Origin of the sequence: Mammaliicoccus sp. FSL K6-3158 (genome assembly GCF_038005105.1) — a bacterium.
Lineage (GTDB): Bacteria > Bacillota > Bacilli > Staphylococcales > Staphylococcaceae > Mammaliicoccus > Mammaliicoccus sciuri.
On the sequence record NZ_JBBOSL010000001.1, the window covers coordinates 457107 to 484034 of the forward strand.

The 26928-nt window shown below is 33.3% G+C and carries 27 protein-coding genes and 1 riboswitch; of the genes, 16 read left to right on the top strand and 11 right to left on the bottom strand.

Annotated elements, in window-relative coordinates:
* Positions 1–18: 18 nt before the first annotated feature.
* The 4 genes from MHH94_RS02055 (at position 19) to MHH94_RS02070 (ending at position 6700) form a co-directional block, all read left to right on the top strand.
* Positions 19–645: a LysE family translocator gene (locus tag MHH94_RS02055; RefSeq protein WP_048540705.1), complete on the top strand. Its 627-nt coding sequence runs from the start codon at positions 19–21 to the stop codon at positions 643–645.
* A gap of 422 nt (positions 646–1067) precedes the next feature.
* Positions 1068–2858, top strand: coding sequence for an ABC transporter transmembrane domain-containing protein (locus tag MHH94_RS02060; protein ID WP_078355191.1), 1791 nt, complete (start codon positions 1068–1070; stop codon positions 2856–2858).
* Positions 2842–4605, top strand: a complete 1764-nt coding sequence (locus tag MHH94_RS02065; RefSeq protein ID WP_058592249.1) for an ABC transporter ATP-binding protein — start codon at positions 2842–2844, stop codon at positions 4603–4605. The genes MHH94_RS02060 and MHH94_RS02065 overlap by 17 nt, the downstream gene beginning before the upstream one ends.
* Positions 4606–4699: 94 nt before the next feature.
* Positions 4700–6700 carry a CocE/NonD family hydrolase gene (locus MHH94_RS02070; protein ID WP_106417874.1) on the top strand — a complete coding sequence of 667 codons (2001 nt, stop codon included), beginning with the start codon at positions 4700–4702 and terminating at the stop codon, positions 6698–6700.
* 550 nt (positions 6701–7250) lie between these two features.
* Here MHH94_RS02070 and MHH94_RS02075 read toward each other — a convergent pair.
* Positions 7251–9206, bottom strand: a complete 1956-nt coding sequence (locus MHH94_RS02075) for a fructose-1,6-bisphosphatase (RefSeq protein ID WP_078355189.1) — start codon at positions 9204–9206, stop codon at positions 7251–7253.
* A 149-nt stretch (positions 9207–9355) separates the two neighbouring features.
* On the opposite strand from MHH94_RS02075, the gene MHH94_RS02080 reads away from it, so the two are divergent.
* Positions 9356–9709, top strand: a complete 354-nt coding sequence (locus MHH94_RS02080; RefSeq protein WP_078355188.1) for a DUF488 domain-containing protein — start codon at positions 9356–9358, stop codon at positions 9707–9709.
* 284 nt (positions 9710–9993) lie between these two features.
* Here MHH94_RS02080 and MHH94_RS02085 read toward each other — a convergent pair whose 3' ends face one another.
* From MHH94_RS02085 to MHH94_RS02105, 5 genes are read right to left on the bottom strand one after another with little or no spacing between them, the layout of a single operon-like run.
* Positions 9994–10992: a ThiF family adenylyltransferase gene (locus MHH94_RS02085; RefSeq protein WP_058592246.1), complete on the bottom strand. Its 999-nt coding sequence runs from the start codon at positions 10990–10992 to the stop codon at positions 9994–9996.
* Positions 10992–11759 carry a thiazole synthase gene (locus MHH94_RS02090; protein ID WP_340839496.1) on the bottom strand — a complete coding sequence of 256 codons (768 nt, stop codon included), beginning with the start codon at positions 11757–11759 and terminating at the stop codon, positions 10992–10994. Before MHH94_RS02090 ends, MHH94_RS02085 begins: the two co-directional genes overlap by 1 nt.
* A gap of 1 nt (position 11760) precedes the next feature.
* Complete coding sequence (gene thiS, locus MHH94_RS02095) at positions 11761–11961, bottom strand: sulfur carrier protein ThiS (RefSeq protein ID WP_025905802.1); 201 nt, start codon at positions 11959–11961, stop codon at positions 11761–11763.
* On the bottom strand, positions 11958–13067 hold the full coding sequence (locus MHH94_RS02100) for an NAD(P)/FAD-dependent oxidoreductase (protein WP_084756643.1): 1110 nt from the start codon (positions 13065–13067) through the stop codon (positions 11958–11960). The genes thiS and MHH94_RS02100 overlap by 4 nt, the downstream gene beginning before the upstream one ends.
* Entirely contained in the window at positions 13060–13653 is a 594-nt protein-coding gene (locus MHH94_RS02105) for a thiamine phosphate synthase (protein WP_445668858.1), read from the bottom strand. Before MHH94_RS02105 ends, MHH94_RS02100 begins: the two co-directional genes overlap by 8 nt.
* A gap of 67 nt (positions 13654–13720) precedes the next feature.
* Positions 13721–13829, bottom strand: a riboswitch (TPP riboswitch).
* Positions 13830–14059: 230 nt separating this feature from the next.
* On the opposite strand from MHH94_RS02105, the gene isdC reads away from it, so the two are divergent.
* Genes isdC through MHH94_RS02140 form a run of 7 tightly spaced genes read left to right on the top strand, consistent with a single transcriptional unit; the run spans position 14060 to position 20001 of the window.
* Positions 14060–14743 (top strand): heme uptake protein IsdC, encoded by a 684-nt coding sequence (gene isdC / locus MHH94_RS02110; protein WP_084756644.1) that lies wholly within the window; start codon positions 14060–14062, stop codon positions 14741–14743.
* Positions 14743–16293: an NEAT domain-containing protein gene (locus tag MHH94_RS02115; protein WP_340839505.1), complete on the top strand. Its 1551-nt coding sequence runs from the start codon at positions 14743–14745 to the stop codon at positions 16291–16293. The genes isdC and MHH94_RS02115 overlap by 1 nt, the downstream gene beginning before the upstream one ends.
* On the top strand, positions 16290–17174 hold the full coding sequence (gene isdE, locus MHH94_RS02120; RefSeq protein WP_078355183.1) for a heme ABC transporter substrate-binding protein IsdE: 885 nt from the start codon (positions 16290–16292) through the stop codon (positions 17172–17174). Before MHH94_RS02115 ends, isdE begins: the two co-directional genes overlap by 4 nt.
* Before the next feature lie 12 nt (positions 17175–17186).
* A complete protein-coding gene (locus tag MHH94_RS02125) occupies positions 17187–18161 on the top strand; it encodes a FecCD family ABC transporter permease (protein ID WP_075578398.1) in 975 nt (324 codons plus the stop codon).
* Positions 18142–18927 (top strand): ABC transporter ATP-binding protein, encoded by a 786-nt coding sequence (locus tag MHH94_RS02130; RefSeq protein ID WP_340839508.1) that lies wholly within the window; start codon positions 18142–18144, stop codon positions 18925–18927. Before MHH94_RS02125 ends, MHH94_RS02130 begins: the two co-directional genes overlap by 20 nt.
* Positions 18911–19630, top strand: a complete 720-nt coding sequence (srtB, locus tag MHH94_RS02135; RefSeq protein WP_107601822.1) for a class B sortase — start codon at positions 18911–18913, stop codon at positions 19628–19630. The genes MHH94_RS02130 and srtB overlap by 17 nt, the downstream gene beginning before the upstream one ends.
* A gap of 20 nt (positions 19631–19650) precedes the next feature.
* Positions 19651–20001: an antibiotic biosynthesis monooxygenase gene (locus MHH94_RS02140; protein ID WP_232202367.1), complete on the top strand. Its 351-nt coding sequence runs from the start codon at positions 19651–19653 to the stop codon at positions 19999–20001.
* A 33-nt stretch (positions 20002–20034) separates the two neighbouring features.
* Here MHH94_RS02140 and MHH94_RS02145 read toward each other — a convergent pair whose 3' ends face one another.
* A complete protein-coding gene (locus MHH94_RS02145) occupies positions 20035–20415 on the bottom strand; it encodes a hypothetical protein (RefSeq protein ID WP_107603294.1) in 381 nt (126 codons plus the stop codon).
* Positions 20416–20673: 258 nt separating this feature from the next.
* On the opposite strand from MHH94_RS02145, the gene MHH94_RS02150 reads away from it, so the two are divergent.
* Positions 20674–22467: an AIPR family protein gene (locus tag MHH94_RS02150; RefSeq protein ID WP_232156845.1), complete on the top strand. Its 1794-nt coding sequence runs from the start codon at positions 20674–20676 to the stop codon at positions 22465–22467.
* Between the two features lie 391 nt (positions 22468–22858).
* On the top strand, positions 22859–23194 hold the full coding sequence (locus MHH94_RS02155; protein ID WP_078355179.1) for a hypothetical protein: 336 nt from the start codon (positions 22859–22861) through the stop codon (positions 23192–23194).
* 442 nt (positions 23195–23636) lie between these two features.
* Here the strand turns inward: MHH94_RS02155 and MHH94_RS02160 are convergent, their stop codons facing one another.
* From MHH94_RS02160 to MHH94_RS02175, 4 genes are all read right to left on the bottom strand, one after another.
* Positions 23637–24020: a DUF3021 domain-containing protein gene (locus MHH94_RS02160; protein ID WP_107603314.1), complete on the bottom strand. Its 384-nt coding sequence runs from the start codon at positions 24018–24020 to the stop codon at positions 23637–23639.
* Positions 24021–24033: 13 nt separating this feature from the next.
* On the bottom strand, positions 24034–24489 hold the full coding sequence (locus MHH94_RS02165; protein WP_049320586.1) for a LytTR family DNA-binding domain-containing protein: 456 nt from the start codon (positions 24487–24489) through the stop codon (positions 24034–24036).
* A gap of 158 nt (positions 24490–24647) precedes the next feature.
* A complete protein-coding gene (locus tag MHH94_RS02170) occupies positions 24648–25202 on the bottom strand; it encodes a DUF4256 domain-containing protein (RefSeq protein WP_078355177.1) in 555 nt (184 codons plus the stop codon).
* Positions 25203–25262: 60 nt separating this feature from the next.
* Positions 25263–25616 (bottom strand): winged helix-turn-helix transcriptional regulator, encoded by a 354-nt coding sequence (locus tag MHH94_RS02175; protein WP_037589866.1) that lies wholly within the window; start codon positions 25614–25616, stop codon positions 25263–25265.
* A gap of 112 nt (positions 25617–25728) precedes the next feature.
* Here MHH94_RS02175 and hxlA point away from each other — a divergent pair, with 112 nt between their 5' ends.
* Together hxlA and hxlB are read left to right on the top strand one after the other, a co-directional pair.
* On the top strand, positions 25729–26361 hold the full coding sequence (gene hxlA / locus MHH94_RS02180; RefSeq protein ID WP_025905795.1) for a 3-hexulose-6-phosphate synthase: 633 nt from the start codon (positions 25729–25731) through the stop codon (positions 26359–26361).
* A 1-nt stretch (position 26362) separates the two neighbouring features.
* Complete coding sequence (gene hxlB, locus MHH94_RS02185; RefSeq protein WP_048539985.1) at positions 26363–26902, top strand: 6-phospho-3-hexuloisomerase; 540 nt, start codon at positions 26363–26365, stop codon at positions 26900–26902.
* The last annotated feature ends 26 nt before the right edge of the window (positions 26903–26928 follow it).

The window sequence follows — 26928 nt, forward strand, 5'->3', positions numbered from 1 at the left end:
ATTTAAAGGGGGTAAATGATGTTTGATATCGTATCTTTTCAACTGTTTTTAATCACAGTGCTAATCATCTGTATCACACCCGGTATTGATATGATGTTTATACTAAATAGAAGTATTTCACAAGGTAGAGATGCAGGTATATATTCAGCATTAGGTGTTTCGGTAGGTGCAGTCGTTCATACTATACTGTCAGGATTAGGCTTGTCCGTTATCTTACAAACTTCCGTTGTTTTGTTCACGATTATTAAAATTGTCGGAGCAGTTTATTTAATTTATCTAGGTATACAAATGTTTATAAGTAAACAATCTTCAATCTCTATAAATAAGACCGTGTATCAGTCTCGTAGAAAATTATTTGTACAAGGTGTGATCACGAACGTTACGAATCCTAAAGTAGCACTATTCTTTATTTCCTTTATTCCACAGTTTATTTCAGTGGATAATCAGTATGGACCAATACCATTTTTAATATTGGGCAGTATTTTTGCAGTAATGGGTGCGATAACATCATTTATCATTGCTATCTTTTCAAGTAGTTTAACAACAAAATTAAGAGATAATATCGTAGCAGAAAAAATTATTAATAAAATAAGTGGAGCAGTATTTGTCATATTAGGAATAAGTCTATTCGGTACAAAATCATAAAGATGAATAAAATGGCGCGGGACATTGAATGATGTCCCGGCCATTTTTTTATATTGATAGTTGGATGGAGTGGTCTGAACATTGCAAGTGGGACGTGACTAGCAACATTGGAGCCTTGAATATTGCAAGTGAGGCATGACTAGCAACATTGGAGCCGTGAACATTGCAAGTGGGACGTGACTAGCAACATTGGAGCCTTGAATGTTGCAAGACTCCCGAAACAAGCAACATACCTCCTCCAAACCGCCGAATCCCCGAACCTCAGAACCCTCCCCACTTCATCTCCCTCACCTCTAAAATCCCCTATACGCCATTCGGATGATTTTTATATAAATGTATGAAAATTACGAACTTTCAATTTTTATATGAATTTTTTGTGCTAAAATTTTAGATGTGTAGATATAAGGGGAGTGTGGACGATTATGAAAGTATTTGCAAAATTGGGCTGGTTTATTAAACAAGAACGGAAAAATTATATTTTTGGCATTCTCATTTTATTACTTGTTGCGCTGATTGATTTGTTGCCTCCACAAATTATTGGTCGTGTAATTGATGGTATTAGCTTTAATACTTTAACGGGAAAGACGCTTCTTATTTATCTCATCATTTTATTTCTTGCTGCTGTATTAACATATGTATTTCGATACTACTGGCGCATTATGATATTCGGGGCGAGTATGAGATTAGGGAAGATATTAAGAGAGCGACTGTATCATAAATATACGTCGATGAGTCCTTCTTTTTTCCAAGAAAGGCGTACTGGGGATTTAATGGCACATGCTACAAATGATATTAGAGCTGTTCAGAATACTGCGGGGGGTGGCGTTCTGACAATTGCTGATTCACTGATGTCTGGTGGTGCTGTTCTGATTACTATGGCGATTACAGTTGATTGGCGTTTAACTTTAATTGTTATGATTCCACTTCCTATTATGATTATATTAACGAGTTATTATGGAAAGTTGCTTAACCGCGGTTTCAAAAAAGCACAAGCTGCGTTTAGTCAATTGAATGATAAGACTCAAGAGAGTATTGCTGGGATAAAAGTCACAAAGACATTCGGTTATGAAAAAGATGATCAAGCAGATTTTAAGCAACTTAGTGATGATGTGGTATACAAAAATTTAAAAGTTTCTAAAATTGATGCGTTGTTTGATCCAACTATTATGTCAGTAATTGGTGTTAGTTATTTTTTAGCAATATTCTTTGGCGCAAGAATGGTGATTCAAGATGATATTACAATTGGACAACTTGTTACATTTACAACTTATTTAGGAATGATGGTTTGGCCACTACTCGCACTTGGATTATTCTTTAATATTGTTCAAAGAGGTCATGCATCATATGAAAGAATTAATGAAATTACCAATGTTCAAAATGATGTCGATACGGAAGTTAAGACTGATATGATTCCTGAAGGGGATATTCACGTTGACATTCAATCTTTTAAATTTCCAAACGATGATAATGTGGCATTACATGACATTCATTTCACGATTGAAAAAGGTACTACATTAGGCATTGTCGGTCGAACAGGATCAGGTAAAAGTGCAATCATTCGTCTATTATTACGCGAATTTGATACGAAAGAAGTGGATGAAATCATATACGGTCGTCATCCATTGAGTTATTTTGATATTCGTCATTTAAGAGCTCAATTTGGTTATGTTCCTCAAGACCACTTTTTATTTTCGACTTCGATAAGAAATAACATTGCTTTTAGCGATCCTACTATCGATGATGACATTATTCATAACGCAAGTAATATTAGTTATATTCACCAAGATATATTAAGCTTTCCTGAAGGATACGATACAGTTGTCGGTGAGAGAGGTGTATCATTATCAGGCGGTCAGAAGCAAAGGATATCTATTGCAAGAGCATTAATTATGAATCCACCTGTACTGATATTAGATGATTCATTATCAGCAGTAGATGCAGAAACTGAAGAACATATACTTGAAAATATGCAGAACGTTAGACAAGGTAAGACAAATATTATTACAGCTCATAGAATGAGTGCTGTCAGTCATGCTGATATGATTATCGTGATGGATGAAGGCACAATCATTGAACGAGGTACACATCACGAGTTGATGAATCTTAAAGGTTGGTATTATGACACGTATCAATCACAAGCATTACATGAAAAGATTGCGAGTAGTCTAGATGAATTGGCAAAGGGGGATGACAACGATGGCACAAAATCATAATTTAACTGCCAAAGATCAGTTTGATGTACTCAAAAGATTAATTAAATATACGTTCCCCTTTAAAGGTATCATTGCACTTGCTTTCTTGATGCTGACGATTTCGACAGTTGCAAGTGTCGCAACACCTTATTTAGTAAAAGTATTTATCGATGATTATTTAACACCGCGTGTATTTCCAGAATCTGATATGACATTACTTATTGTGATATTCTTTGTCGTTCAAATCATCGGTGCTGTAACAACATATTGGAATGTATACTTGTTTCAATATTTAGCTTTTAAAGTCATTCAACAATTAAGAATTGATGCTTTTGATAAAATTGGCCAACTAGGCATGCGCTATTTTGATAAAGAGCCTGGTGGTAGTATTGTATCAAGGTTAACGAATGATACAGAAGCCATTGTAGAAATGTTTATTGGTGTATTTTCATCATTTTTAATGGCATTATTTATGGTTATTTCAAGTTATGTCATGATGTTTATTTTAGATTTTAAATTGGCTTTGATGGCACTTGTATTTGTACCCATTATAGTTGTCATATTAGCACTTTATAGAAAATATTCTGCTATATACTTTTCTCAAGCGAGACAGCTTTTATCAGATTTAAATGCGAAGTTAGCTGAATCTATCGAAGGTATGAGGATTATTCAAGTATTTAATCAAGAAAAGAGATTACAAAAAGAATTTAATGAAATTAACGATGATCACTATGAATTTAATATGAAGACTGTCAAAATTGATGGCTTACTTTTGAGACCGGCAATCAGTATGATTTCTGTATTTGCGGTCATTATGATCTTAAGTTACTTCGGTATATTGAGCTTTTCTGGTGGCATTACAGCAGGTGTTGTATTTGCATTCGTACAATATATGGAGCGTTTCTTTGAACCGATTAACCAAGTCAGTCAAAATTTAAACGTACTTCAACAAGCACTCGTATCAGCGAGTCGTGTATTTAAACTTATCGATAATGATATGCTTGAACCTGATCAACAAGAGCGTCAAGATTTTCATATTACTGACGGTAAAATTGAATTTAAAGGTGTAACATTTAGTTACGATGGCCAAAAAGATGTATTAAAAAATATATCATTTACCGCAAACCCAGGTGAAACAGTTGCACTTGTTGGGCATACAGGTTCCGGGAAAAGTTCAATCATTAACTTGTTTATGAGATTTTATGAATTTGAACAAGGTGAAATTTTAATAGATCAACAATCGATTAAGCAAATCCCGAAAAAAGAACTCAAATCTAATATTGGGCTTGTGCTTCAAGATGCATTTATTTTCTACGGAACGATTACATCGAATATTAAATTGTATCACCCGACGATGACTTTTGAAAAAGTGCAAGAAGCGGCTGAATTTGTAAATGCAGATCAATTTATCAATAAATTACCTGGGAAATATGAACATAAAGTAATCGAAAAAGGTAGTGCATTTTCAAGTGGAGAAAGACAATTGTTAGCATTTGCAAGAACAATCGCAAGTGATCCAAAAATATTAATACTGGATGAAGCAACAGCTAATATTGATTCAGAAACAGAAGCGCAAATTCAAGCATCTTTAGAAAAAATGAGAAAAGGCAGAACAACATTAGCGATTGCGCATAGACTATCAACTATTCAAGATGCCGATCAAATACTTGTATTGAATAAAGGTGAAATTGTTGAAAAAGGCACACATGACGAGTTGATTAAACAAGACGGTATTTATCACAAAATGTATTTACTTCAAAATGGATAAAAGTACGAACTGACCAGATGAAAGTGTCTGGTCAGTTTTTATATATGTAATTATGTATAATAAACAGTAATAGATAAATAGAGGAGGATTTTACATGGGTGTTTTTGATGTAGATTATAATAAAATAACTGAGCGAACACAATTTCCATATGAAATCGAAGTGATTCATCACACTTGGATAACGATGCAAGATGGTACGAAATTATCAGCTAAAATCTGGCAACCTAAGACTGACACTAAGACTAAAGGTGCGGTATTAGAATATTTACCATATAGAAAAGATGAATTTACAGCTTTACGGGATGAAATTAGACATAAATATTTTGCGGGTTTTGGGTATACTGCTATTCGAGTTGATATAAGAGGAACTGGGGATTCTGAAGGTATTATCGAAGACGAATATCCGTTACAAGAACAAGATGATGCATTGGACATTATAGATTGGATAACAAACCAAGAATGGTCAAATGGCTCGGTAGCAATGATCGGTAAGTCGTGGGGAGGATTTAACGGATTACAAGTTGCTGCGAGACAACCAGAAGCATTGAAGACCATTATCTCATTATGTTCAACGGATGATCGGTATGCGGATGACGTTCATTATAAAGGCGGAACGCTTATGGCTTCTGATATGCTTTGGTGGGCTTCAACGATGTTTGCATATAATGCACGACCAGCTTTTCCGAAATATTTCGGTGATAATTGGTATGAAAATTGGCTGGAACGTTTAGAACATACACCACCGTTTGTGGAAGAATGGGTTAGTCATCAAACAAGAGATGATTATTGGAAGCATGGCTCTATCAATGAAGACTATTCAAACATTACCATTCCGGTATTAACGATGAGTGGTTGGGCAGACGGCTACACAAATACTGTGTTTCGTTTAATGCGTCATTTGAATGTTCCAAAGAAAGGTATTATAGGACCTTGGGCACATGAATTTCCAGACGTCGCAATTCCTGGACCTCAATTTGGATATTTACAAGAAGTTGTCGCATGGTTAGATAAATGGATGGAAACGGATGAACATATTAACTATAAAGATGAATTTCTTGTTTATGTTCAAGATAGTGTAGAACCACAAACTTCATACGATTATCGAGAAGGAAAATGGCTAGATTTATTAAAAGAAGACATCAAGACGAAAGATATTTTTAGTAGTATGACGCAAGAAATCACGTTGAAAAATAATCAACAACATGGTCTTTATTCAGGCGTGTTCTGTCCTTTTGGCCAAGAAGGGGACTTACCTGATGATCAAACAATCGATAATGCTTTAGCATGCTCATTTATGGTTGAAACGTATGGTGAAACATTGAATGTCATTGGACAACCTGTCGCAAAGCTTCACGTTAAATCAGATTGTGCTTATGGCAATATACATGTGCGTATTTCGGACGTGCATCCTAACGGCAAGAAGACATTGATTACGAAAGGTCAGCTGAATCTAAATCACTATAAGAGTCATGAAACACCAGAGACACTACCGATTAACGAGTATATCAATGCAGAAGTACCACTAGATGTTATAGGCTATCAAGTACCAGCAGGACATAAAATAGAAGTGTCTATCTCACCTACATATTGGCCACAAATTTGGCCGAGCAAAGAGGTAGCAAATATAAAAGTGGATTTAGAGTATTCACAATTGATATTACCTTTAATTGATCATTTTGAAGAAGTTCAATTAGATTATCCTTTATCAGAAACTGCACAGCCTCTAGAAAAAATCATTCATAGAGAAGGGTCTCGAACGAGAGATGTGACGAAGCGGTTAACGACCAATGAATGGGAATTAAGAGATTATTCAGATGAAGGATTGAGAACGTTAAAAGATAGCCATATCACATATGGAACAGAGAACTTAAATATCTACACAATTAAAGAAGACGATCCATTATCAGCCAAAGTCCAATGTGATTGGAAAGTGATCGTTAAAGATGATGATATAGATACTGAAGTAGAAACATTTAGTACAATGACATGCGATGAAGACTATTATTACTTATATAATAAAGTCGTAGCTTATAATGAAGGCGAACAATGCTTCTCAAAAACATGGAAAAAGAAAATAGAACGGGACTTTACTTGAAGATGAAATTTGAATAGAAGAATAGCGCACGAAGACTGAGAGATATCGTGCGCTAGGGTACAAAATCAGGGTGTAACGCACGAAGACTGGAAGATATCGTGCGCTAGGGTACAAAAAAGGGGCATAACGCACGAAGACTGGAAGATATCGTGCGCCAGGGTACAAAATCAGGGTGTATCGCACGAAGACTGAGAGATATCGTGCGCTAAGGTACAAAAAAAGGGCATAACGCACGAAGACTGGAAGATATCGTGCGCTAGGGTACAAAAAAGGGGCATAACGCACGAAGACTGGAAGATATCGTGCGCCAGGGTACAAAATCAGGGTGTATCGCACGAAGACTGAGAGATATCGTGCGCTAGGGTACAAAATCAGGGTGTATCGCACGAAGACTGAGAGATATCGTGCGCTAAGGTGTAAAATCAGGGTGTATCGCACGAAGACTATGAGATATCGTGCGCTAATATTTGAAAAGTCATATGTTCTTTTTCAAATAACATATAAGAAAAACCGCGAAAACTAACGTGAACTGTTAGTTTTCGCGGTTCTTTTAGTCTATATAACGATATGACATTAATTCTTGTAGCATCTGAATTTCTTCTTGCAATTTGGCACCGATGTTTGTATCTCGAACTTTCTTTCTTTCGAGTTCTTCATCAACAACACGTCGAACGGATAGTTCATCAGCACCGTTGAGTAGTACATTTTCTTTTGTACCAAAGTGTTTGTGGGCAACGAGTTGCATACCAAATGAATTATACAATAATGTATAGCCTGCGATACCTGTTGTAGATTGATAAGCTTTTGAAAATCCACCGTCTATAACAATCATCTTGCCATTTGCTTTAATTGGATTTTCACCATCAATTTCTTTAACAGGTGTGTGACCGTTGATAATACGACCTTGTTCAGGGTCTAAATCAAATTCTTCTAACATTTTGCGACACATATCGCTATCTTCTCTTAAATAATAATAAGGGTTTTTTTCTTCTTTATGTGATACTTTATCTTTTATAAAATATCTTTCGAACGTTGTCATGGCACGTTTACCAAATAATGAAGAATATTTACCTGTCCATAAATACCAAATTAAATCTGTAGATAAATCATCTGTTTCATGTTTACGACTAAATGAATTTCTAATATGATATTCGAATTGGTCTAATAACTCTCGCCCATTATAGACTTTACCGTCAATTTCCATTTCTTCCATATTACCTTGTTCATCTACGGGTATACAGCCATGGATAAGTAAATTGCCATTATATTTTAAGTATAAGTTACCTTTTTTCATTAAAAAGTTCATATGACGTTTCAGTTTTTCGGATTCTTGTACAGAAAGTAGAAGTTTATTAATAACTTCCTCTTCTTCTTCGTTTAGTTGTGCTGGATTTGTAGGATCAACAGTTTCAAAGCATGTATCTTCTAACTGATACGTTTGACCGTAAATGGTAATTTCATTGTTATCGTAATTTACTTTTTCAAGTACGAGTCTTTCTTCCATATCAAATGAAGGACGACGTTTAATAATTGGACTTTCCAGTTTAAATTGAATAATAGCGATGGCTTGATGAATCTTAGTGATTTGAAGTTTTTCTTCTTCTGATAATTCTTTGTCGGCATGTTTTTTTGGATGAAATGCAGCATTATCGCCGTAATATTTTTCTGCTAAATTAACTAATGGTCGCAAATTAATTCCATATGCATCTTCAATGATATCTAAATTATCATAACGTGCGCATATTCTTAAAATGTTAGCTAAACATACTTTTGAACCAGCATAAGCGCCAATCCACAATACGTCATGGTTACCCCATTGGATATCAACAGAATGATAATTGATTAACGTCTCCATAATTTTATCGGGTTCAGGACCACGATCATAAATATCTCCTACAACATGTAAATGGTCAACGACTAATCTTTGAATCGTGTATGCTAAACCAATAATCAGTTTATCTGATTGGCCTAGTGAAATGATTTTTTGAACAATTGTTTCGTAGTAAGTCGTTTTATTGTTATAAACATTACTTTTATATAGTAACTCTTCGATTATGTATACGAATTGTTTTGGTAAAGCTTTACGTAACTTAGAACGTGTATACTTACTTGAAGCGTATGAAATAAGATGAATCATCTGTTGAATTGTTTCAATATACCATTCGTTTAATTCCGATTTCGAAGCAAATTGATTTTTAACAATTTTCAATTTTTCTTCTGGATAATAAACGAGTGCAGCAAGGTCGCTAATATGTTCTTCAGAATGTGTATCTTTAAATATGTCATTAATTTTAGCTCTCACATTACCAGAACCATTTCTTAAAACATGTTGGAATGCATGATATTCACCATGTAAGTCACTTACGAAATGTTCTGTGCCTTTAGGTAAATCTAAAATAGATTGTAAATTAATAATTTCAGTTGCTACTTTTTCTTCTTCATCAAACTTTTCTGCTAATAAATTTAAGTATTTTTCTTTTAAATTCTGGCTGTCGTATTGAGTCATAAAAAAATTCACTCCGTTCATCATTTCGAGATTTTTTATTTAGAAATTAAACCTACCATTTGAGATATAGTATAACACATTAAGCGTTTTCTTTTATGGTTTAAGATTCACTTCTATAGGCTAATTATATATAAAGGAGTCGATTATTCATGGTATGTAAAATAGATAGAATTTATAATAATCTTGATGAAAGAGGTATAAGAGTATTAGTGGACCGAGTATGGCCAAGAGGGATATCTAAAGACAAAGCAAATTTAGATCATTGGTTAAAAGACATCGCGCCCTCTAGTGAATTAAGAAAATGGTTCAATCACGAACCAAGTAAATTTGAAGCATTTAAAGAAAAATATAAACAAGAACTCGAATCAGGAGATCAACAAGAAGCTTTAAATAAACTAAAAGAAATTTATAAAGAAAATAAACAAACACTCATCATACTGTATGGCGCCAAAGACGAAAAACACAATCAAGCAATCGTGTTGAAAGAAATAGTGGATGGGTGAGTCTTCGCTTAAGTACTAAATATAGCCAAGAGATAGGGTAAGTCATGGCTTAAGTACTGAATAAAGCCAAGAGATGACTAAAGTCATGGCTTAAGTACTGAGTAAAGCCAAGAGATGACTAAAGTCATGGCTTAAGTACTGAGTAAAGCCAAGAGATAGTCCAAGTCTTCGCTTAAGTACTGAATGAAGCCAGGAGGTGCCCGAAGTCATGGCTTAAGTGCCGAATAAAGCCATGACTTCACCCGCAATTGCCTCCTAGTCTTGGTCCAACTCCATCTTTCTCCCTACTTTATACACCTATTAAACTGTTGATATATATCTTCTGCGGTTTCTTGTGATTCTATGCCGCGTACGTTCATACGACCGTCTTTGAATAAGGTCATGGTCATATCATCATATTCTATAAATTTTACATATGCGTTTTCTTTAGCAATTTGTCCTGGAAAATGATGTGCTAATTCAAATGCGTGTTGTTTAAATCTAAACAGGAACGTATCTCCACATAATGCTTCTATTGATGAAAGGGGTGGTGTGTTTAATGCTTGATATATCCCTTGTTCACATACAACGCAGTCATTGTCTTTTAATAAATTGATATTTGTTGACCGTATGTTCATTTCAAATGTATCTATTGTTATGAGCTTTTTAGAAAAAGATTTTCCTGAAACATATCTGAGTAATTCTGACACTTCGTAACTGGCTACTTGTTGAACGACTGGTGGTAGCACGCCGTTTATAGCACAACTTTCTCCAGTTTGAGGTACGCTTTGCAAAATACATCTTAAGCAAGGGCCACTATAATCAATTGCATAAACGGTCCCTTTACTTCCGACTGCAGCGCCATATATCCATGGTATATTTAATTTATGGCAAACTTCATTGATTAAAAAGCGCATATCAAATTGATCCATGCCATCGATTACAATATCTGGTTGGACATTTTTAATAATGGTTTCAATGTTTTGTGTCGTTAATTCTTGGTTGATAGCATTCAATTCAACATGATGATTAATTTGTTTAACTTTCCTTTTTAAAGCAACGACTTTAGGAAGCATTTCCTGTGCATCACGTTCATCATAGAGTGCTTGACGATGTAAATTAGAAAGCTCAACGATATCCATGTCGATTATTGTTAATTGATGAGCACCCATGCGGGCGAGTAGTTCTGCAACATGACTGCCTAATGCACCTGCACCCATAATCAATATATGGGTATTCTGCAGTGTTTCTTGACTATGCTCACCGAACTGTTGAAACTTCATTTGTCGTTCGTAACGTTCCATTACAAGAATCCTAATCCTTCAGTTGGGCTTGATGCTTGTGCTGTATATTTAACAGGAATTCTTCCTGCTTCATAACTAAATAGACCGGCTTCAATACCTAATTTCATCGCTTCAGCCATTTTTACAGGGTCTTTCGCACTAGAAATGGCAGTATTCAATAAAATTGCATCTGCGCCAAGTTCCATCGCGAAACAAGCATCTTTCGGTGAACCAATACCAGCATCCACGATAACGGGAATGTTAGATTGTTCAATGATATATCTTAAATTAAGTGGGTTATTAATGCCTCTGCCTGTTCCAATTGGAGAAGCTAGTGGCATAATCGCGTGAACACCTAATGCTTCAAGTCGTTTAGCTAACACAACATCACACGAAATATAGGGACAGACAATATAGCCTTTATCTAATAATATTTCACACGCTTTATAAGTTTCAATTGGGTCTGGTAGTAAAGTCTTATCATCTCCAATGACTTCTACTTTAATTAAGTTGCAAAGCCCAGCATGATTGGCAATTTCTGCAATACGTACAGCTTCTTCTGCAGTATGTGCACCAGCTGTATTAGGAAAAGTAATAAAGCGATTTAAATCAACATTTGCTAATGGATTGGGTAGTGATTTGTCATATAGATTCATTCTTCTAACAGCAAAAGTCAGCACTTCTGCGCCTGATGCTTGGATTGCTTTAGATTGTATTTCTTCATCTTTAAATTTACCAGTACCTAATAATAATCTTGAGTTGAGTTCATATGGTCCTATTTTTAACATTTTATCCGCCTCCAACAAATTCTAGTAGTTCTAATCTATCTGATTCTCTAACAGTAATATCATTAAATTGTTCACTTTTGATGAGTGTATCGTTCCATTCGACGATGATTCTATCTTTATCTAATTCCAGTGAGTCTAGTAAATCTGACAATGTTAAAGCATCTTCAAAATTAAATTCATCACCATTAATGATACATTTCATAAATGGACACACCTCCTCACTTTAAACGCTTCTAATAACGTAGGTCTTACTTCATAAACAATCCATTCAGCCATTAATTTGCCGATGATAGGTGACAGTAATATGCCATTACGATAATGGCCCGTAACAATATATAAATCTTCATCGATTTCATCCATAATGGGCCACTCATTATCAGTGTATGGTCTAATGCCCGACCATTTATGAATGAGTCGACTACTTGATAATAATGGAATGTATTTACATGCCTGACGCATTAACCAATTTTCTCCTTCAACTGATGTGCCAACAGTATAGTCATCTACATAACTCGTTGCACCCACTAAAAATCGATTGCCACGTTTCGGCACAATGTAACAGCCATTCGTCATAAACAGTGTTTGTTCTAATTTTAAGTCTGGATGTTCCAACAGTAGAACTTCGCCTTTTACACCTGTTACTTTTGGCTCAATTTCATAGTCTGCTAATAACTGATGACTCCATGCACCTCCGGCAACAATGACCTTTTTGGAAAGTAAAATTTGGTTTGCAGTGAGTACTTTAAACGAATCATTTAAGCGATGTATGGATTTAACTTCAGTATGATAAATGCGTTCAATCCCTTTATACTCAATGGATTTCAATAAAGCTTTAGCATATTGATTGGCATTAATTTGGCCATCAAATGGAATATAAATCGCTTTATGATTATAGGCAATCGTATGATTTGAAAGATGACGAAGTGATTGACTATTTAATGTAGTAACTGAACGATCACGTTTATTTAAAAAACGATATTGCTCAGTTAAACTGTCGATATCATCTCGTGATGCGGCCATTTTAATTAAACCGTGTGCTTGATAATCAATATTGATATTCGTCTCTTTATATAACGTGTGACTGAGTGATTCGAAATAATCTCTCGAACGTAATGCAAGTTGATAAAGGGGTGTATCTTCAATAAATTCATTTTGTGCACCTAACATCCCACCAGCTTTATAAGATGCGTGTAATCCAGGAACATCTCGATCTATCACAGCGATAGACAACGAATCATTTTTAAGGGCTAATTCACGCGCAATAGACATCCCCATGACGCCAGAGCCAACAATTAACACGTCATACATATGCAAGCCACTCCTCTCTTAACAACTGAATTTCACGCAAACTTCGATCTCTGAAAAATGAAATTGCACAAACACCTTCGAAACCATGAGGCAATGACTTAATAGAATGTGTATCTATGCCACCAATTGCATAAACAGGAATATCTATAGATACAGCATCCTTTATTTCTTTATAAGACCTTGGTTTAAGACCATATTTAGAACGCGTTTCAAACACATGACCAAAGAATACGAAATCTAAAGACCATTCACGTGCGCGTTTCACACTTTCAACTGAATGTGTAGACATACTAACGGATATATGAGGGTGAAGCTTTTTAAATTCAAATGCTTGCACGTCATCTTCACGAAAATGAATAAAATTTAAATCATATTTTTCAAGTATGGTCATATCAGAATGAATCATTAATTTCGTTTGCGAAAAGCCATTTGCTAATAAATAATCAAGCGCCCAGCATAGATCATCATGTGTCATAGGCACTCTCAGTAATAACAAATCAATCTCTTCTGCAATCTCTATATAATGTTCTAAATCATCAACATCTAAGTCTTTATACGGTGTAACAGCAATAAACAATGAAATCACTCCAAATAAAAAACGCTATTTTTCTGTATAGAAAAATAGCGTAAAAATTTAATTATAAGTATAAGTAAGCTTATATACGCCACTTTCCTACGCCAGTATGAACTGGATCAGGTTCAAGGAATCCCGAAGTCACTACTTCAGTCTCAGCCTATAATAAGGCACTTCCAGTGGACATTTATTCAGTTATTACATCCATTGTACATATAAAAGTAAAAATGTTCAAATTTATATGTTATTTAGTTACAACCTAAATTATTCCATTCTATTAATTTTTAAATTTTGAGAAATAAAATTTGTATAACTAACTATTTATTAAAATAGAAAATAATATTGACATTGATAACCATTATCAATTAAATTATAAGGTGGAAGGAGAATTTCAAGAAATTTACAAAGGAGGTATATTATGCAAAGGTTTAAACAAGTTTTAAATATTGGGTTATTAGTACTTATTTTATTATCAGTAGGCGTAGGTAAGGTGGCTTCTGCTGATGTTAAGGATGGTACTTATGATGTTGATTACACAGTATTGAAACATGGTACTTCAGATGTTTCGATTGCAAATGATTATTTTAATAAACCAGGTAAGTTAGTAGTTAAGAATGGCGAAAAGCAACTTCATTTAACGATGAATCACAGCCATTGGATAAAAGGTATTACAGTTGATGGATCTGCTGAAAGTATCGTAAGTGAAGACAAAGGTTCAGACGTTAGAACGTCTAGCTTTAAAGTGAATTCTACATCTGGACAACTTGCTGGAACAATTGATGTTTATATCAATGAAAAAGTCGATGGTAAACCGTTCTTATACGATAACAAATACAAGATCACATTTGACGTGAAAGAACCTTCTGGCCAAGCTGCAGCAGTTTCATCTAATGATGATTCTAAGAATTCAACAACAGCAGCATCTTCTAGTTCTAATAGTAGTACGCCATCTGATGGTTCTACTACTACTTCACAAGATGTGAAAAATCCTCAAACGAGCGCAGGCACACCGGTAATGATCACAGTCCTTCCAATTGTTGCGGGTATGTTATTAGTCGTTACGTTTATGTTCAATAAAAAATTGAAAAGAGGTCATAATTAATGAAGAAAAGTGTTAAGTCACTATTAGCGTTTTCTTTATTATTCTCAACTCTTTCATTCAACACTTATGAACCGCTTAGTCATACGACAATGAAAAAAGTTGAAGCAGCAGAAGAACAAGCATCAGCAGTGGAAAGTAAGACAATTGATTTTGTAGTTAATAAAGATAAATCAAATGAAATCTCTTATATGGATCAATATATGGTGAAACCAGCAAAGGTATATTTTGAGAATGGGGAAACGTATGTTGAGATGACTTTGAAAAGCGCTTCTTATTGGAAGTCATTTGAACTGTATGATGAATCAGGCGCAATTGCCATTCAAACAGTTAAAGAAGATCATCAAGCTGATACAAAAATCATCAAGTTTAAAGTTAAACCAGGTAGCCAATCGCTTACTTCAAAAGTTCACATTGTTGTACCGGCAATCAATTATGACAACAAATATACGACTCATGTAAATTTTAAAGAAGTTATTCCTAGTGCACCGACAACTCAGAATTCAAATCAACAAGATACAGGAAAAGTAGATTCAAACCAATTAACGACTGACCAAAAGCAGGATAATGCAAATCAGAATAATGAAGATACACAACAAGCACCTGCAAAGGATTCGAATCATGAGAAACCACAAACAGAACTTCCAAAGCAAGATACACCAAAGCAAGATACACCAAAGAACGATGAAAAGCAGATAACAAAAAAAGAAGTGCCAATTCCTGATAAAGTTAAAAATCCGACTGGCTCCAACCAAGGATCAACTATTCAAGAAAAAGCAACTTCAACGTTAGGTTACATGGTCTATAAAAATGGTTCAAGTGAAATATCTTATATGGACCAATATATGGTGAAACCTGCACGTATTGTTGAAGAAAATGGTAAACAATATGTTGAACTAACATTGAAATCAGCTTCTTATTGGAAGTCGTTTGAATTATTTGATCATGATAAGAAATTAAATGTCACAACCGTTTCAGAAGACAAATCTGCAGATACAAAAATCATTCGCTTTGAAAAGCCGAAAGATTTAAAAGTATTAACATCTAAAGTGCATATTGTTGTACCAGCGATTAACTACGACAATCATTACACAACACGTATTGAATTTGATAAAGAAGAGACGTCTATCAATGTAAATACAGACACAAGTGATGAACAGCAACAACCTGTAAACACACCAAGTAAAGATGATGACACTAAAGGTCATGATGCTCAAAATGTTCAACACAATCAGATAACACCGACAGATGAACAAAAATCCGAATCTTCAAATGCTTCATCTGGAGCAAATAGTTCAACAAATTATAGTTCATCACCTGTCACACCTTCAAATCAAGCTACGACAAGTGGTAACAATGAAACAAGTACTACAAGTGCAGATAAAGTGAGTCCAAGTTTCGATCGTAATGCAGATGGTTCAACAAACATGAAACTCGTTAATCCTTCAACAAGTAGCAGTGGAGATGCGATGACATATGCACTTATATTCAGTGGTGCAGTATTGTTATTAGCTGGTTCATTCTTCTTAGGTAAGAAGCGAGCATCTAAATGAAGATCAAATCGCTATTAATTTTAATGCTTATATGTAGCTGTCTACTTGCGGCTTGTAACATCAACTTTAGTAAATCATCAGAACCTTCAAGTAAACAAAAGAAAGAAGAATTTAGAATCGTACCAACTACTGTAGCTTTAACGGAAACTTTAGATGCATTAGATTTAGATATCGTAGGTAAACCGACAACTTATAAAGATTTACCGAAGCGATACAAAGATGTACCTGAAATTGGTCAGCCTAAGAAACCGAATATTGAAGTTGTGAAATCACTTAATCCAACACATGTATTAACTGTTACAACAATTAAATCTGAGATGGATCCAGTGTTTGAACAACTTAAAATGAAAGGTACTTATTATGATTACGACAGTTTAAATGGTTTGAAGAAATCTATCACCGAAATGGGTAATACGTTCAATCGTAAAGAACAGGCTAAAAAGCTTAATAAAAAGTTTGATAATGCCGAAGCTGAAATTAAAGCTAAGATTCAAGGTAAAAAACGCCCTAAAGTACTGATTCTTATGGGTGTACCCGGTAGTTATCTTGTAGCAACAGAACACTCTTATATTGGTGATTTAGTGAAAATTGCCGGAGGAGAGAATGTTATACAAAATGAATCAAGAGCATATTTAGCCTCTAATACGGAAGAACTTTATAAAGTCAATCCTGATATTATTTTAAGATTGCCACATGGTTTTCCAGACCAAGTAAGAGAAATGTTTAAGAAAGAGTTTAGTACAAATGATATATGGAAACATTTTGACGCAGTTAAAAATAATAGAGTTTATGATTTAGAAGAAATACCATTTGGCATAACAGCAAGTATTAAAGCTGACGATGCGTTAGTACAGCTTTATGACATTTTATATCATAAGTAAAGAGGTTAAAACATGAAAAAATATTCGCAACTCACGTTCTGGATCATGTTATGTATGCTTGTCATAACAATTTATATATCGCTTGTAAGTGGAAAGTTACCTTTAAGTATAGAACAAATCATCACGAAACTCACAACAGGTACTGAACCTCAAGTAGATGCAGTTATTGATTTACGTATGCCAAGAATATTCATCGCGTTATTTGTTGGAGCTGCTCTGAGTGTATCAGGGGCTTTGCTACAAGCGGTATTACAAAATCCTCTAGCTGAAGCGAATATTATTGGTGTGACATCTGGTGCACTTGTTGCACGAGGTGTCATACTTATATTTTTACCTACCTTGTATTTCTATTTACCGATATTCGTCTTTATTGGTGGGGTTATACCGTTTCTCATATTATTCCTATTAGTATCACGTTATCAGATTACTCCGATAAGACTCATATTAGTAGGTGTTGCGATATACGCCATGTTAAATGGTGTAATAGAACTTTTATCTATGAGTCCTGTTATGCAGTTACCAACAGGTTTAACGATGAAAGTATGGCAAGATGTCTATATAATTGCCGTCACTTCAACAATAGGGATTATATTCGCGCTCATGTTAGTAAACAAAGTGAACTTGTTATCATTTGAAGATAAACAAGCGCATAATATTGGTTTTAATATTACGAAATATCGACTTATCATCGGTTTAGTTGCTGTATTTTTAGCAAGTAGTGCAACAGCTATAGTAGGTCAATTAGCTTTTGTAGGCTTAATCGTGCCACATATTATAAGACGTATCGTTGGAACGAATTATAAAAAGGTCATACCATATTCCATTATATTTGGTGCATGGCTCGTATTATTAGCAGACACGGTAGGTCGAACAATAGCACCACCTCTAGAGATACCAGCGAGTACGATTACGACTGTAGTAGGTGGACCATTCTTGATTTACCTTATTTGTAAAGGAGCGTATGTCCATGCGAACAGAGAACGTTAGTTTCAAATACCAGAGAAAGCATATTTTTGAATCGTTAAAAATACAACTCAAAAAGCATGCCATTACAACTATCATTGGACCTAATGGATTGGGTAAATCAACATTGTTACAAATATTATCACGTAATTTAGAGCCGAGTGAAGGTATTGTTTACATAGATAATCAAGCTATTTCATCATTAAATAGAAAAACATTAGCAAGGCAGTTAGCGACCGTACATCAAAATAACCGTGCGCCAGAAGATTTTACAGTTAAAGAAGTCATACTGTGTGGAAGATATAGTTACCAATCCATATTTAAGAAAGATATCAAACAAGAAGAAGTCATTCAGCATGTGTTACATCAACTAGAATTAGAAGACTTTCAAGATAAACCAATTAGTGAATTGTCAGGCGGAGAATTACAACGTGTGTTTATCGGAATGTCACTTGCGCAAGAACCACAATATATGTTGCTAGATGAACCAACGACATACTTAGATTTAAATTATCAATATCAAGTGTTGGATATTATCCGGTCACTGAATGAGAACTTTAATATCACCATTATTATGGTGTTACATGACATTAACCAAGCGATAGAATATAGCGATGAAATCGTATGTATACATAACAATCAAGTCATCCAAGGACCTCCAGAAGAAGTCGTAACAGAATCCTTTATTTCACACGTATATAATATCGATGCGAAAATCATCCATGACCCAGAATGTGGCATGCTGATTTGTAAGAGAAAGGGCAGAGCAACACGTGAAAATCATCATTAAAATCATTCAAATAGCATTAGTCGCTGTCATCATATGGTCTGGATATGTCATGTATCACAATAAACAAGAAGATAAAGAAGCGGAAGAACGCTACATTCATTTACAACAAAATTATACGCAAATGACAAACACCAATACCGTGCGACCACAATTCAAACAACTTAGTAACATCAACAAAGATATTATAGGATGGATACATCTAGAAGGTACATCATTGAACTATCCAATACTACAATCGAAAGACAACAAGGACTACTTAAAGAAAGACTTTGAACAACAAGATAGTAGAAAAGGTAGTATCTTTATGGATTATCGTAATACACCTAAGCATGATAAAATGAATACCGTCATATATGGACATCACGTAGGAGATAACACCATGTTTGACGTCGTAGAAAAATATTTAGATCAATCATTTTATAACCAACATAAAACGATCCAGTACGATACACAATACGGTAAATATCAATTAGAAGTCATTAGCGCATATGAAACGACAACAAAAGATAATTACATACAAACAGACTTTAAAGACAAAGCAACATATGAACAATTTCTAGAACAAACATTAAAAAAATCACAAATCTCAACAACGACAGAAGTTAATAAAGACGACAAGATTGTCACACTCTCAACATGTGAAGATCCATATTCACTCACATCAGGTCGAATCGTCGTCGTAGCCAAACTCGTAAAAGTATAAAATAGAAAAGAGGCAATAACATGTTTATGGCAGAAAATAAATTACAACTCTATAAAGGAACAGCAGACGAAACAATAGAAAGATTCTATATGAGACAAGGAATAGAAACAATAGAAGGATTCAAGAAAATGTATGTTACAAAAACAAATGACCTCGAGGAATATGACGAAGTAAAAATACTCACAATCTGGGAATCAGAACAAAACTTTAAAAACTGGTTAAAATCAGACGTATTCAAAGAAGCACACAAGAACGTACGACATAACAGAGAAGATAGCGAAAGCCCTATATTAGAAAACACAGTCACAACATATACAATCGGTTATCACTTTGATAATGAAGTAGAAGTTAAGGAAAAAAATCCAGCATGACATTGAAGTCATGCTGGATTTTTTCTATATATTCTATTCTTTTATTACTTCAGAATTTTTCGTATCTAAATAATCAAAATAATATCCTGAAAAACCAGCTATAAAAATAAATGATAATGCAATAATCGGATTGTTATGTAGATGAGAAGCAAAGAATATAACGTAAGAGCACGCTGCAATTATAATAAAATGAATCATTCTCAAAATAACATTGCGTATGAATATCTTATGATTAATAGCCTTATATTTATTTTCAGCAATCGTTAATAACACATGAACGAATCCAAAAACAAATATTAAAGATAAGTAATATAATATGAAGTTGTCACCAATAGGTAACATAAGACCAACTAGAACAAACGGAATGAGAGAAGCAATCCTGATTAATGTAGAATATTTTATGATAAATTTCATAAGTCCTCCTGTTTATTTAACATACCTATAACTAATTTTACATAAAAACTTAGCATGATAATATGCGCACAACCTTAAATTTTACTTAACTATTTATTAGAAATTTAGGCTGGATTTTATTTGAAGTAGGATGTTTTTATAATAAGTGGTTAAACGTTTACATTCAAATTGCACAGAAAGAATAAATGTTATAAAATTAGCTTAATAAATTTAATTTATTAAATAATAAAATTATTTATAAGTGAAGGGGGAATACATATGATTGAAAATGAATTGGATAAAATCATGGATATAGCGCATAAAGATGACTATGCAATTTCTAGAGAAAGAGCATTTGATATTCTTATGTGTTCAATTTATTGCTATAAATCTCTAGAATACAAAAAGAATTGGTACGACTTGATCAATGAAAATATCACTGACGGTAAAAATGATGGAGGAATTGACTTTGTATTTTACGATGATGAAAATTCTAAAGTGATTATTGGTCAGAATAAGTATTCAAAAAATATTAAAGTCAATGATGTAAATGCAGAAGTTAGTAAGATAAATAGTACTTTAAGTGATTTTGAAAAAGAGAATACGAATATATATAGTAGAGAAGTAAAAAAACACTTAAGAAATGCATTAGACAGTTTACCAGAAGAAGAAGAAGGTAATATTGAAATAATCTTTTCATCGACAAGTCAAGTTAATGAGAAAGATGTAGGTCGTAAGATAGATAATATACAAAGTGCAAAGTTTGGTGATTTTAACTTATTAAATAAAATTGATATTGATAAAATGATTGAAGAAATGCAGCAAACTTTAGAAGTTGCTAAAGAGTTTAAATTTGAAATAGATAAGTCTAAAAATGCTCTGAAATATGAATCAGATAATTATGAAGGGCTAGTTGTAAATATAAGTGCCAATAGTTTAAAAGTTGCATATGAGAAATTTGAGAGAGATGGTTTATTCAACATGAATATTAGAAGATATATTAAATCTAAAAATGTTGATGAATCTATTATACGTAGTATGAGAAAAAATCCTGAAGATTTTTGGGTAATGAATAACGGAATAACTATTGCTTGTAAGGACTATATACCCGATGGAGATAACATAAAAGTATATGATTTTTCAATTGTAAATGGAGGGCAAACAACACATTTAATCGCGAAAAATTTAGATTCAAGTAAGGAAGATTTTTATTTAATATGCAAAATCATTAAAAAGAAAAATAGTAAAGTTGATGAGAGGTCATTTTTCAATAGTATTGCTGAAGCAACAAATTCTCAAAAAGCCATACAACCAAAGGATTTAAAAGCAAATGCTCCTGAGATGATTCAATTGCATGATATATTATTGAATCATGGAATATTTTTAGAAATAAAAAGAGGGATTAACACGCCTAGGAAGTATGCTACTAATAAAATTAAAAACGAAGAATTTGCACAAATATTTTATTCTTTTGTTTATCAAAAACCTGGTACAGCAAGATCAGCGAAAAGAAGTTTGTTTGCGAACAATAATCATTATAAAAGTATATTCAAATTAAATTATGCAGCAGATAAAAATAAAGTAAAATTTATTAAGGACTTGATTGATTTAAATAAACGAATTGGACACATCATACAAGAAATAAAAGATAAAAAACAAGGAAACGTGATATTTGATAATGAAGAAATGATAATATTAAATAATGGTAGATATGCATTAATTGCAATAATAGGACTTATTTATAGAATCGTTAATAATGATCCAAGCTCGAAAAATAAAGATGATCTTGTAGGAGATGATTTTGTATTTGGGGAATTTTTGTCTAATTATAAAGAAGATGATCTTGACGATAAGCTGAAAGATTTGATAGTTGAATATGTACAATTGTTAAAAGAAATTTATGATGATGAATATACATTAGGTACTGTTACAAGCCCTAGTAATTTCTTTAAGACTGATAAAAAATATATAGATAAAATTGCAAATAAGATCATTAATAAAAGAAAAGTAACGAGAAGTTATAAGGACTTAATTAGCCCTTATAGTGATATATTTAAAAGAAGAGAATCATAGAGTATAAATAATGTTCTGTATTTTGAATAAACTATTCAAACTCCCAGACACGACTTCTTACGTCGTGTCTTTTTTTGCAGATTTTTTTGTTTTTCTTTCACTTTTTTGGGAAAAAATTTAATTTTTATATTACATTTTTTGAAGTTTATGGTGTCTTAAATATTACTTTTACGTAAATTATGTTTAATAAATTTTTTTGAGAATTTTACGATTTTGAACTACTTATTTCGAGATTTTTTGAAATTTTTAGTCTTATAAAACGTTTATTTAACGGGGTTTCATTGTATTTTAAATATTTTGTATAAAAAAAGTATAGAAATTTATTGACAATAAATGATTCCTAAATATAATAAAAATATAACCTATAACATCCCTTAGAAAGGAGGCTAAAATGTACAATATTATTAAGTTTGAGTTTTACGATATTCAGGGGTTTATTACTGAAGGTAAGATTGGCATGCATAGAGTGGAGGAACTGGTGATTCCTAAAGATATTAGTTTAGATGATATTTTGGATGATTTGGATGAGAGATATGGAGAGTCTCTTAATGATCAGACTGAATTTTTTAATTCTATTTTTGTCTTTGCATGCGTGAGATTGGAAGAAGACCAAAAGCATTTTAAGATTCTTAAACGAAGTTCTACTTTGTTTGGTGAGACAATTGATACAATAAATGAAATTTGTTTATATTTGAATCGTCATTTTGAAGATGCGATTGGTACTTAGATTTACATTGTATTTTAGCGTTGCACATACTTTTCATAGCACACTTTATGATTTGATATTGATTGATGGTTTTTGCGAAAGAGCTTGATTTTTGATTTGATATTGTACATTTCTTCTTTTCGGATGGGTTATTATAGGTTATAAAGAGGATTTAGAGGAATTTAGTGAATTTAAGAAATGTTTAGGGGAGTTTTAGGTTTATAAATTATTCATGGCGCTAAAATGATACTCTATAAGATTTTAAGCACTAAATAAGAGAAGTTTTCATAATCAATGGGGAAATCGATTATGAGTTTAGAAGATATGAATAGATAATATATTTTAATATTGATTACACATTTGTGTAATACGGAATCTATATCGTGTGAATTACATTTATTTCAGTAAAATATGGAAAAACGGAAAATAAGGCCCTTAAGGAGTGAACCTTAAGGGTCTTTGTTTACATTTTTTTAAGTTTTGTATTTATTTTTTTGCTTTGTTGAATATTGAGATACATAAATATAAACCAGATAACGAGGAATATTAATGCGAAGGTTGTGAGGCCTCCGATAAGTGTTGCTGGTTGTAATGGTATCCAGTTATTAATTGTTGAAACGATAAAGAATGTAATGATACTACCACCTAAATGAATGATGAGCTTGAATAAGAGTGGTATTTGATCGATTTCATAAACTATTGGTAGAAATCCACAAATGGCACTGAATATATAAACGCTGAAGACTGCTTGGAAGTCAATTGTTACTTCAAATATTGCGATGAATATGAGCATAATACTGCTTCCTATACCGATACCTTGTAGAATAGATTTAAAGATTTTGTTCATAATGGTCTCCTCCTTATATACCTAATATTTCAGTTAAATTTTTAACATATCTTCTTGAAATGGTTACTTTTTTATTATTGGATAAAGTTGCATATAAATTCCCTGAGAATGACGGTGATACTTTGTTGATATGTTCAATGTTTACGATAGACGATTTACTAATTTGTACGAACTTCTGCTTAGGCAAAGTTTGTTGTAAGGCAGTGAGTGACATTCGAGTTGTGAGTGTTTCACTGGTTGTTATGATGTTCAGTTGTTTATCAAAAATTTCTGCAAAAATGATGTCTTCCTTTAAAATAAGTGATGTACCTTGTGATGTTTTAATACCTATTTTATGGTTGGATGTTTCAAATTGTTGAATATACGTTAATAGGTTATGACCAAGTTCCTGTTCAAAGGTTTTGATTGAAATATCCGTCGTCTTTTGTGAAGTGTCGATGTTTAGTTGAACGTTGAATGGCTCTGTCATAGCATAACCTCCTTTGCTTATATGGTATGTTGTTTCTAAAAATTTGTCAGTAGTTATGTCATAACCGGTTTAATATACGGTGTAAGTGGTTAGCTAATGATTGTATAGAAAAAGCTTCCTGAACTTGTCTTCTTGAGACAAATTGAGGAAGCTTTATTTTATATTTTTAACATGCTTCTAAAACCTCTTGCGCCATAATAAGAATCAGCGCCATTATGGTAAGTGAATACTGTGTCATACCGTAAATCACAGAATAATGCACCACCAAGGTCTCTAATTTTTGTCGGTGTTTCAATCCAGCTTGATGTTTTCTTATCAAATTCACCGAGTGTTTGTAAATGTCTATATTGTTCTTCATTAATTAATGTAACGTTCATTTCATGAACCATGTCCATTACACTTGTTTCTGGTTTGTGTTTCTTTCTAGATTCTAATGCTGCTCTATCATAACAAACACTTCGACGGCCTTTAGGACTTTCTTTAGAACAGTCTACGAATATATAAGCATCATCTTCTAATCCTATTACATCAGGCTCTCCTTCAGTTTGTTCCATTTGATTAAGTGACCATAATTTTTCTGGATGTTCATTTAATCGTTTTTCTACATCTGACCATTCTATATTTTTATGACGTTCTGGAAATTTTTCGAATCGTTTTTGTAAAGTTGTAAGCAGTTCAGCTTGTTCTTCTTGTGAAAGTTTTTGAGTTGTCATAAAATACCCCTTTTTTATTTTATTGTAGCAAACTATGAAGCGATTAAAAGTAATATGTGATTAGGCTTTATCTTTAGTATTTAAAAAGTCTAAAAATTCGTCTCCCCAGTCACAAATGCCATTAACAACAGGTTCTAAATCTTTACCTATTTGTGTCAAACTATATTCAACTTTAGGTGGTACGACCGGATATACAGTACGGTTTACGATATGATCGTCTTCGAGTTCTCTCAACTGTCTAATAAGCATACGCTGATTAATATCTGGTAGTTTCTTTTCTAATTCATTGAGTCTAAGAGGTGACGCTTGTAGTAAATGCCAGATGATTGGTATTTTCCAACGACCGCCAATAACAGATAATGCTAAGTCTTTAGAATTATAATATTCCGTTTCTTTATAGTTAATTAATACCATAATACAACCCCATTTCTTCACTAAGTGACATATTTGTCAGTATTGCATAATTTTATACATTGTATCACAATTATAAGTGTAAAGTAATATAGATAAAGGAGATATGATTAATATGAAATTACAATTAGCAATTGATTTATTAAATAAAGAAGAAGCAGCTCAATTAGCGCAACAAGTTGAGGAATATGTAGATATAGTAGAAATCGGTACACCTATCGTTATTAATGAAGGATTAGGTGCAGTAGAAAAATTAAGTCAATCTGTTAAAGATGTTCAAGTATTAGCTGACTTAAAAATTATGGATGCTGCTGGTTATGAAGTAAGCCAAGCTGTTAAATTTGGAGCAGATATCGTAACAATTTTAGGTGTAGCTGAAGATGCTTCAATTAAAGGTGCAGTTGAAGAAGCGCATAAACATGGTAAAGAATTATTAGTGGATATGATCGCAGTTCAAGATTTAGAAAAACGTGCGAAAGAATTAGATGCATTAGGTGCAGATTATATCGCTGTGCATACTGGTTACGATTTACAAGCTGAAGGTGTATCACCATTAGAAAGCTTACGTACAGTTAAATCAGTTATCAAAAATTCAAAAGTAGCAGTAGCTGGTGGTATTACACCAGAAACAATTCAATCTGTTGCTGATGAAAATCCAGATTTAATTATTGTTGGTGGAGGAATTGCTAACGCAGACGATCCAAAAGCAGCTGCAAAATTATGTAGAGAAATAATCGAAGGTAAGTAATATGAGCCGTTATCAATTAATATTGAATGAACTCACGCAAACATTAAATCAAGTAGACTTGAAGGATACTGAGCAATTCGTAAATAGCTTGCAGTCAGAAGTTCCAGTGTTTGTAGCAGCTAAAGGACGCTCTGCATTTGTCGCGAACAGTTTTGCTATGAGATTGAACCAATTAGGTAAGAAAAGCTATGTAGTAGGTGAAACAAGTACACCTTCTATTAAAGAAGGAGATAAATTATTGATTGTCTCTGGTTCAGGCTCAACAGCTCACTTAAAATTACTCGCACAAACAGCAAAAGATATTGGAGCGAACATCATATTAATTTCTACAAAAGAACAATCACCAATTGCTGAAATAGCAGATGACGTGATTGTTTTACCAGCAGGTACTAAATATGATGAAAAAGGATCAGAACAACCACTAGGAAGTCTGTTCGAACAAAGCACTCAATTATATTTAGATAGTATCGTAATGGATTTAATGGAACAATTAAACGTAAGTGAAACATTTATGCAAAATAAACACGCGAATTTGGAATAATAAAAGAAACCGTCTGAAATTTTCAG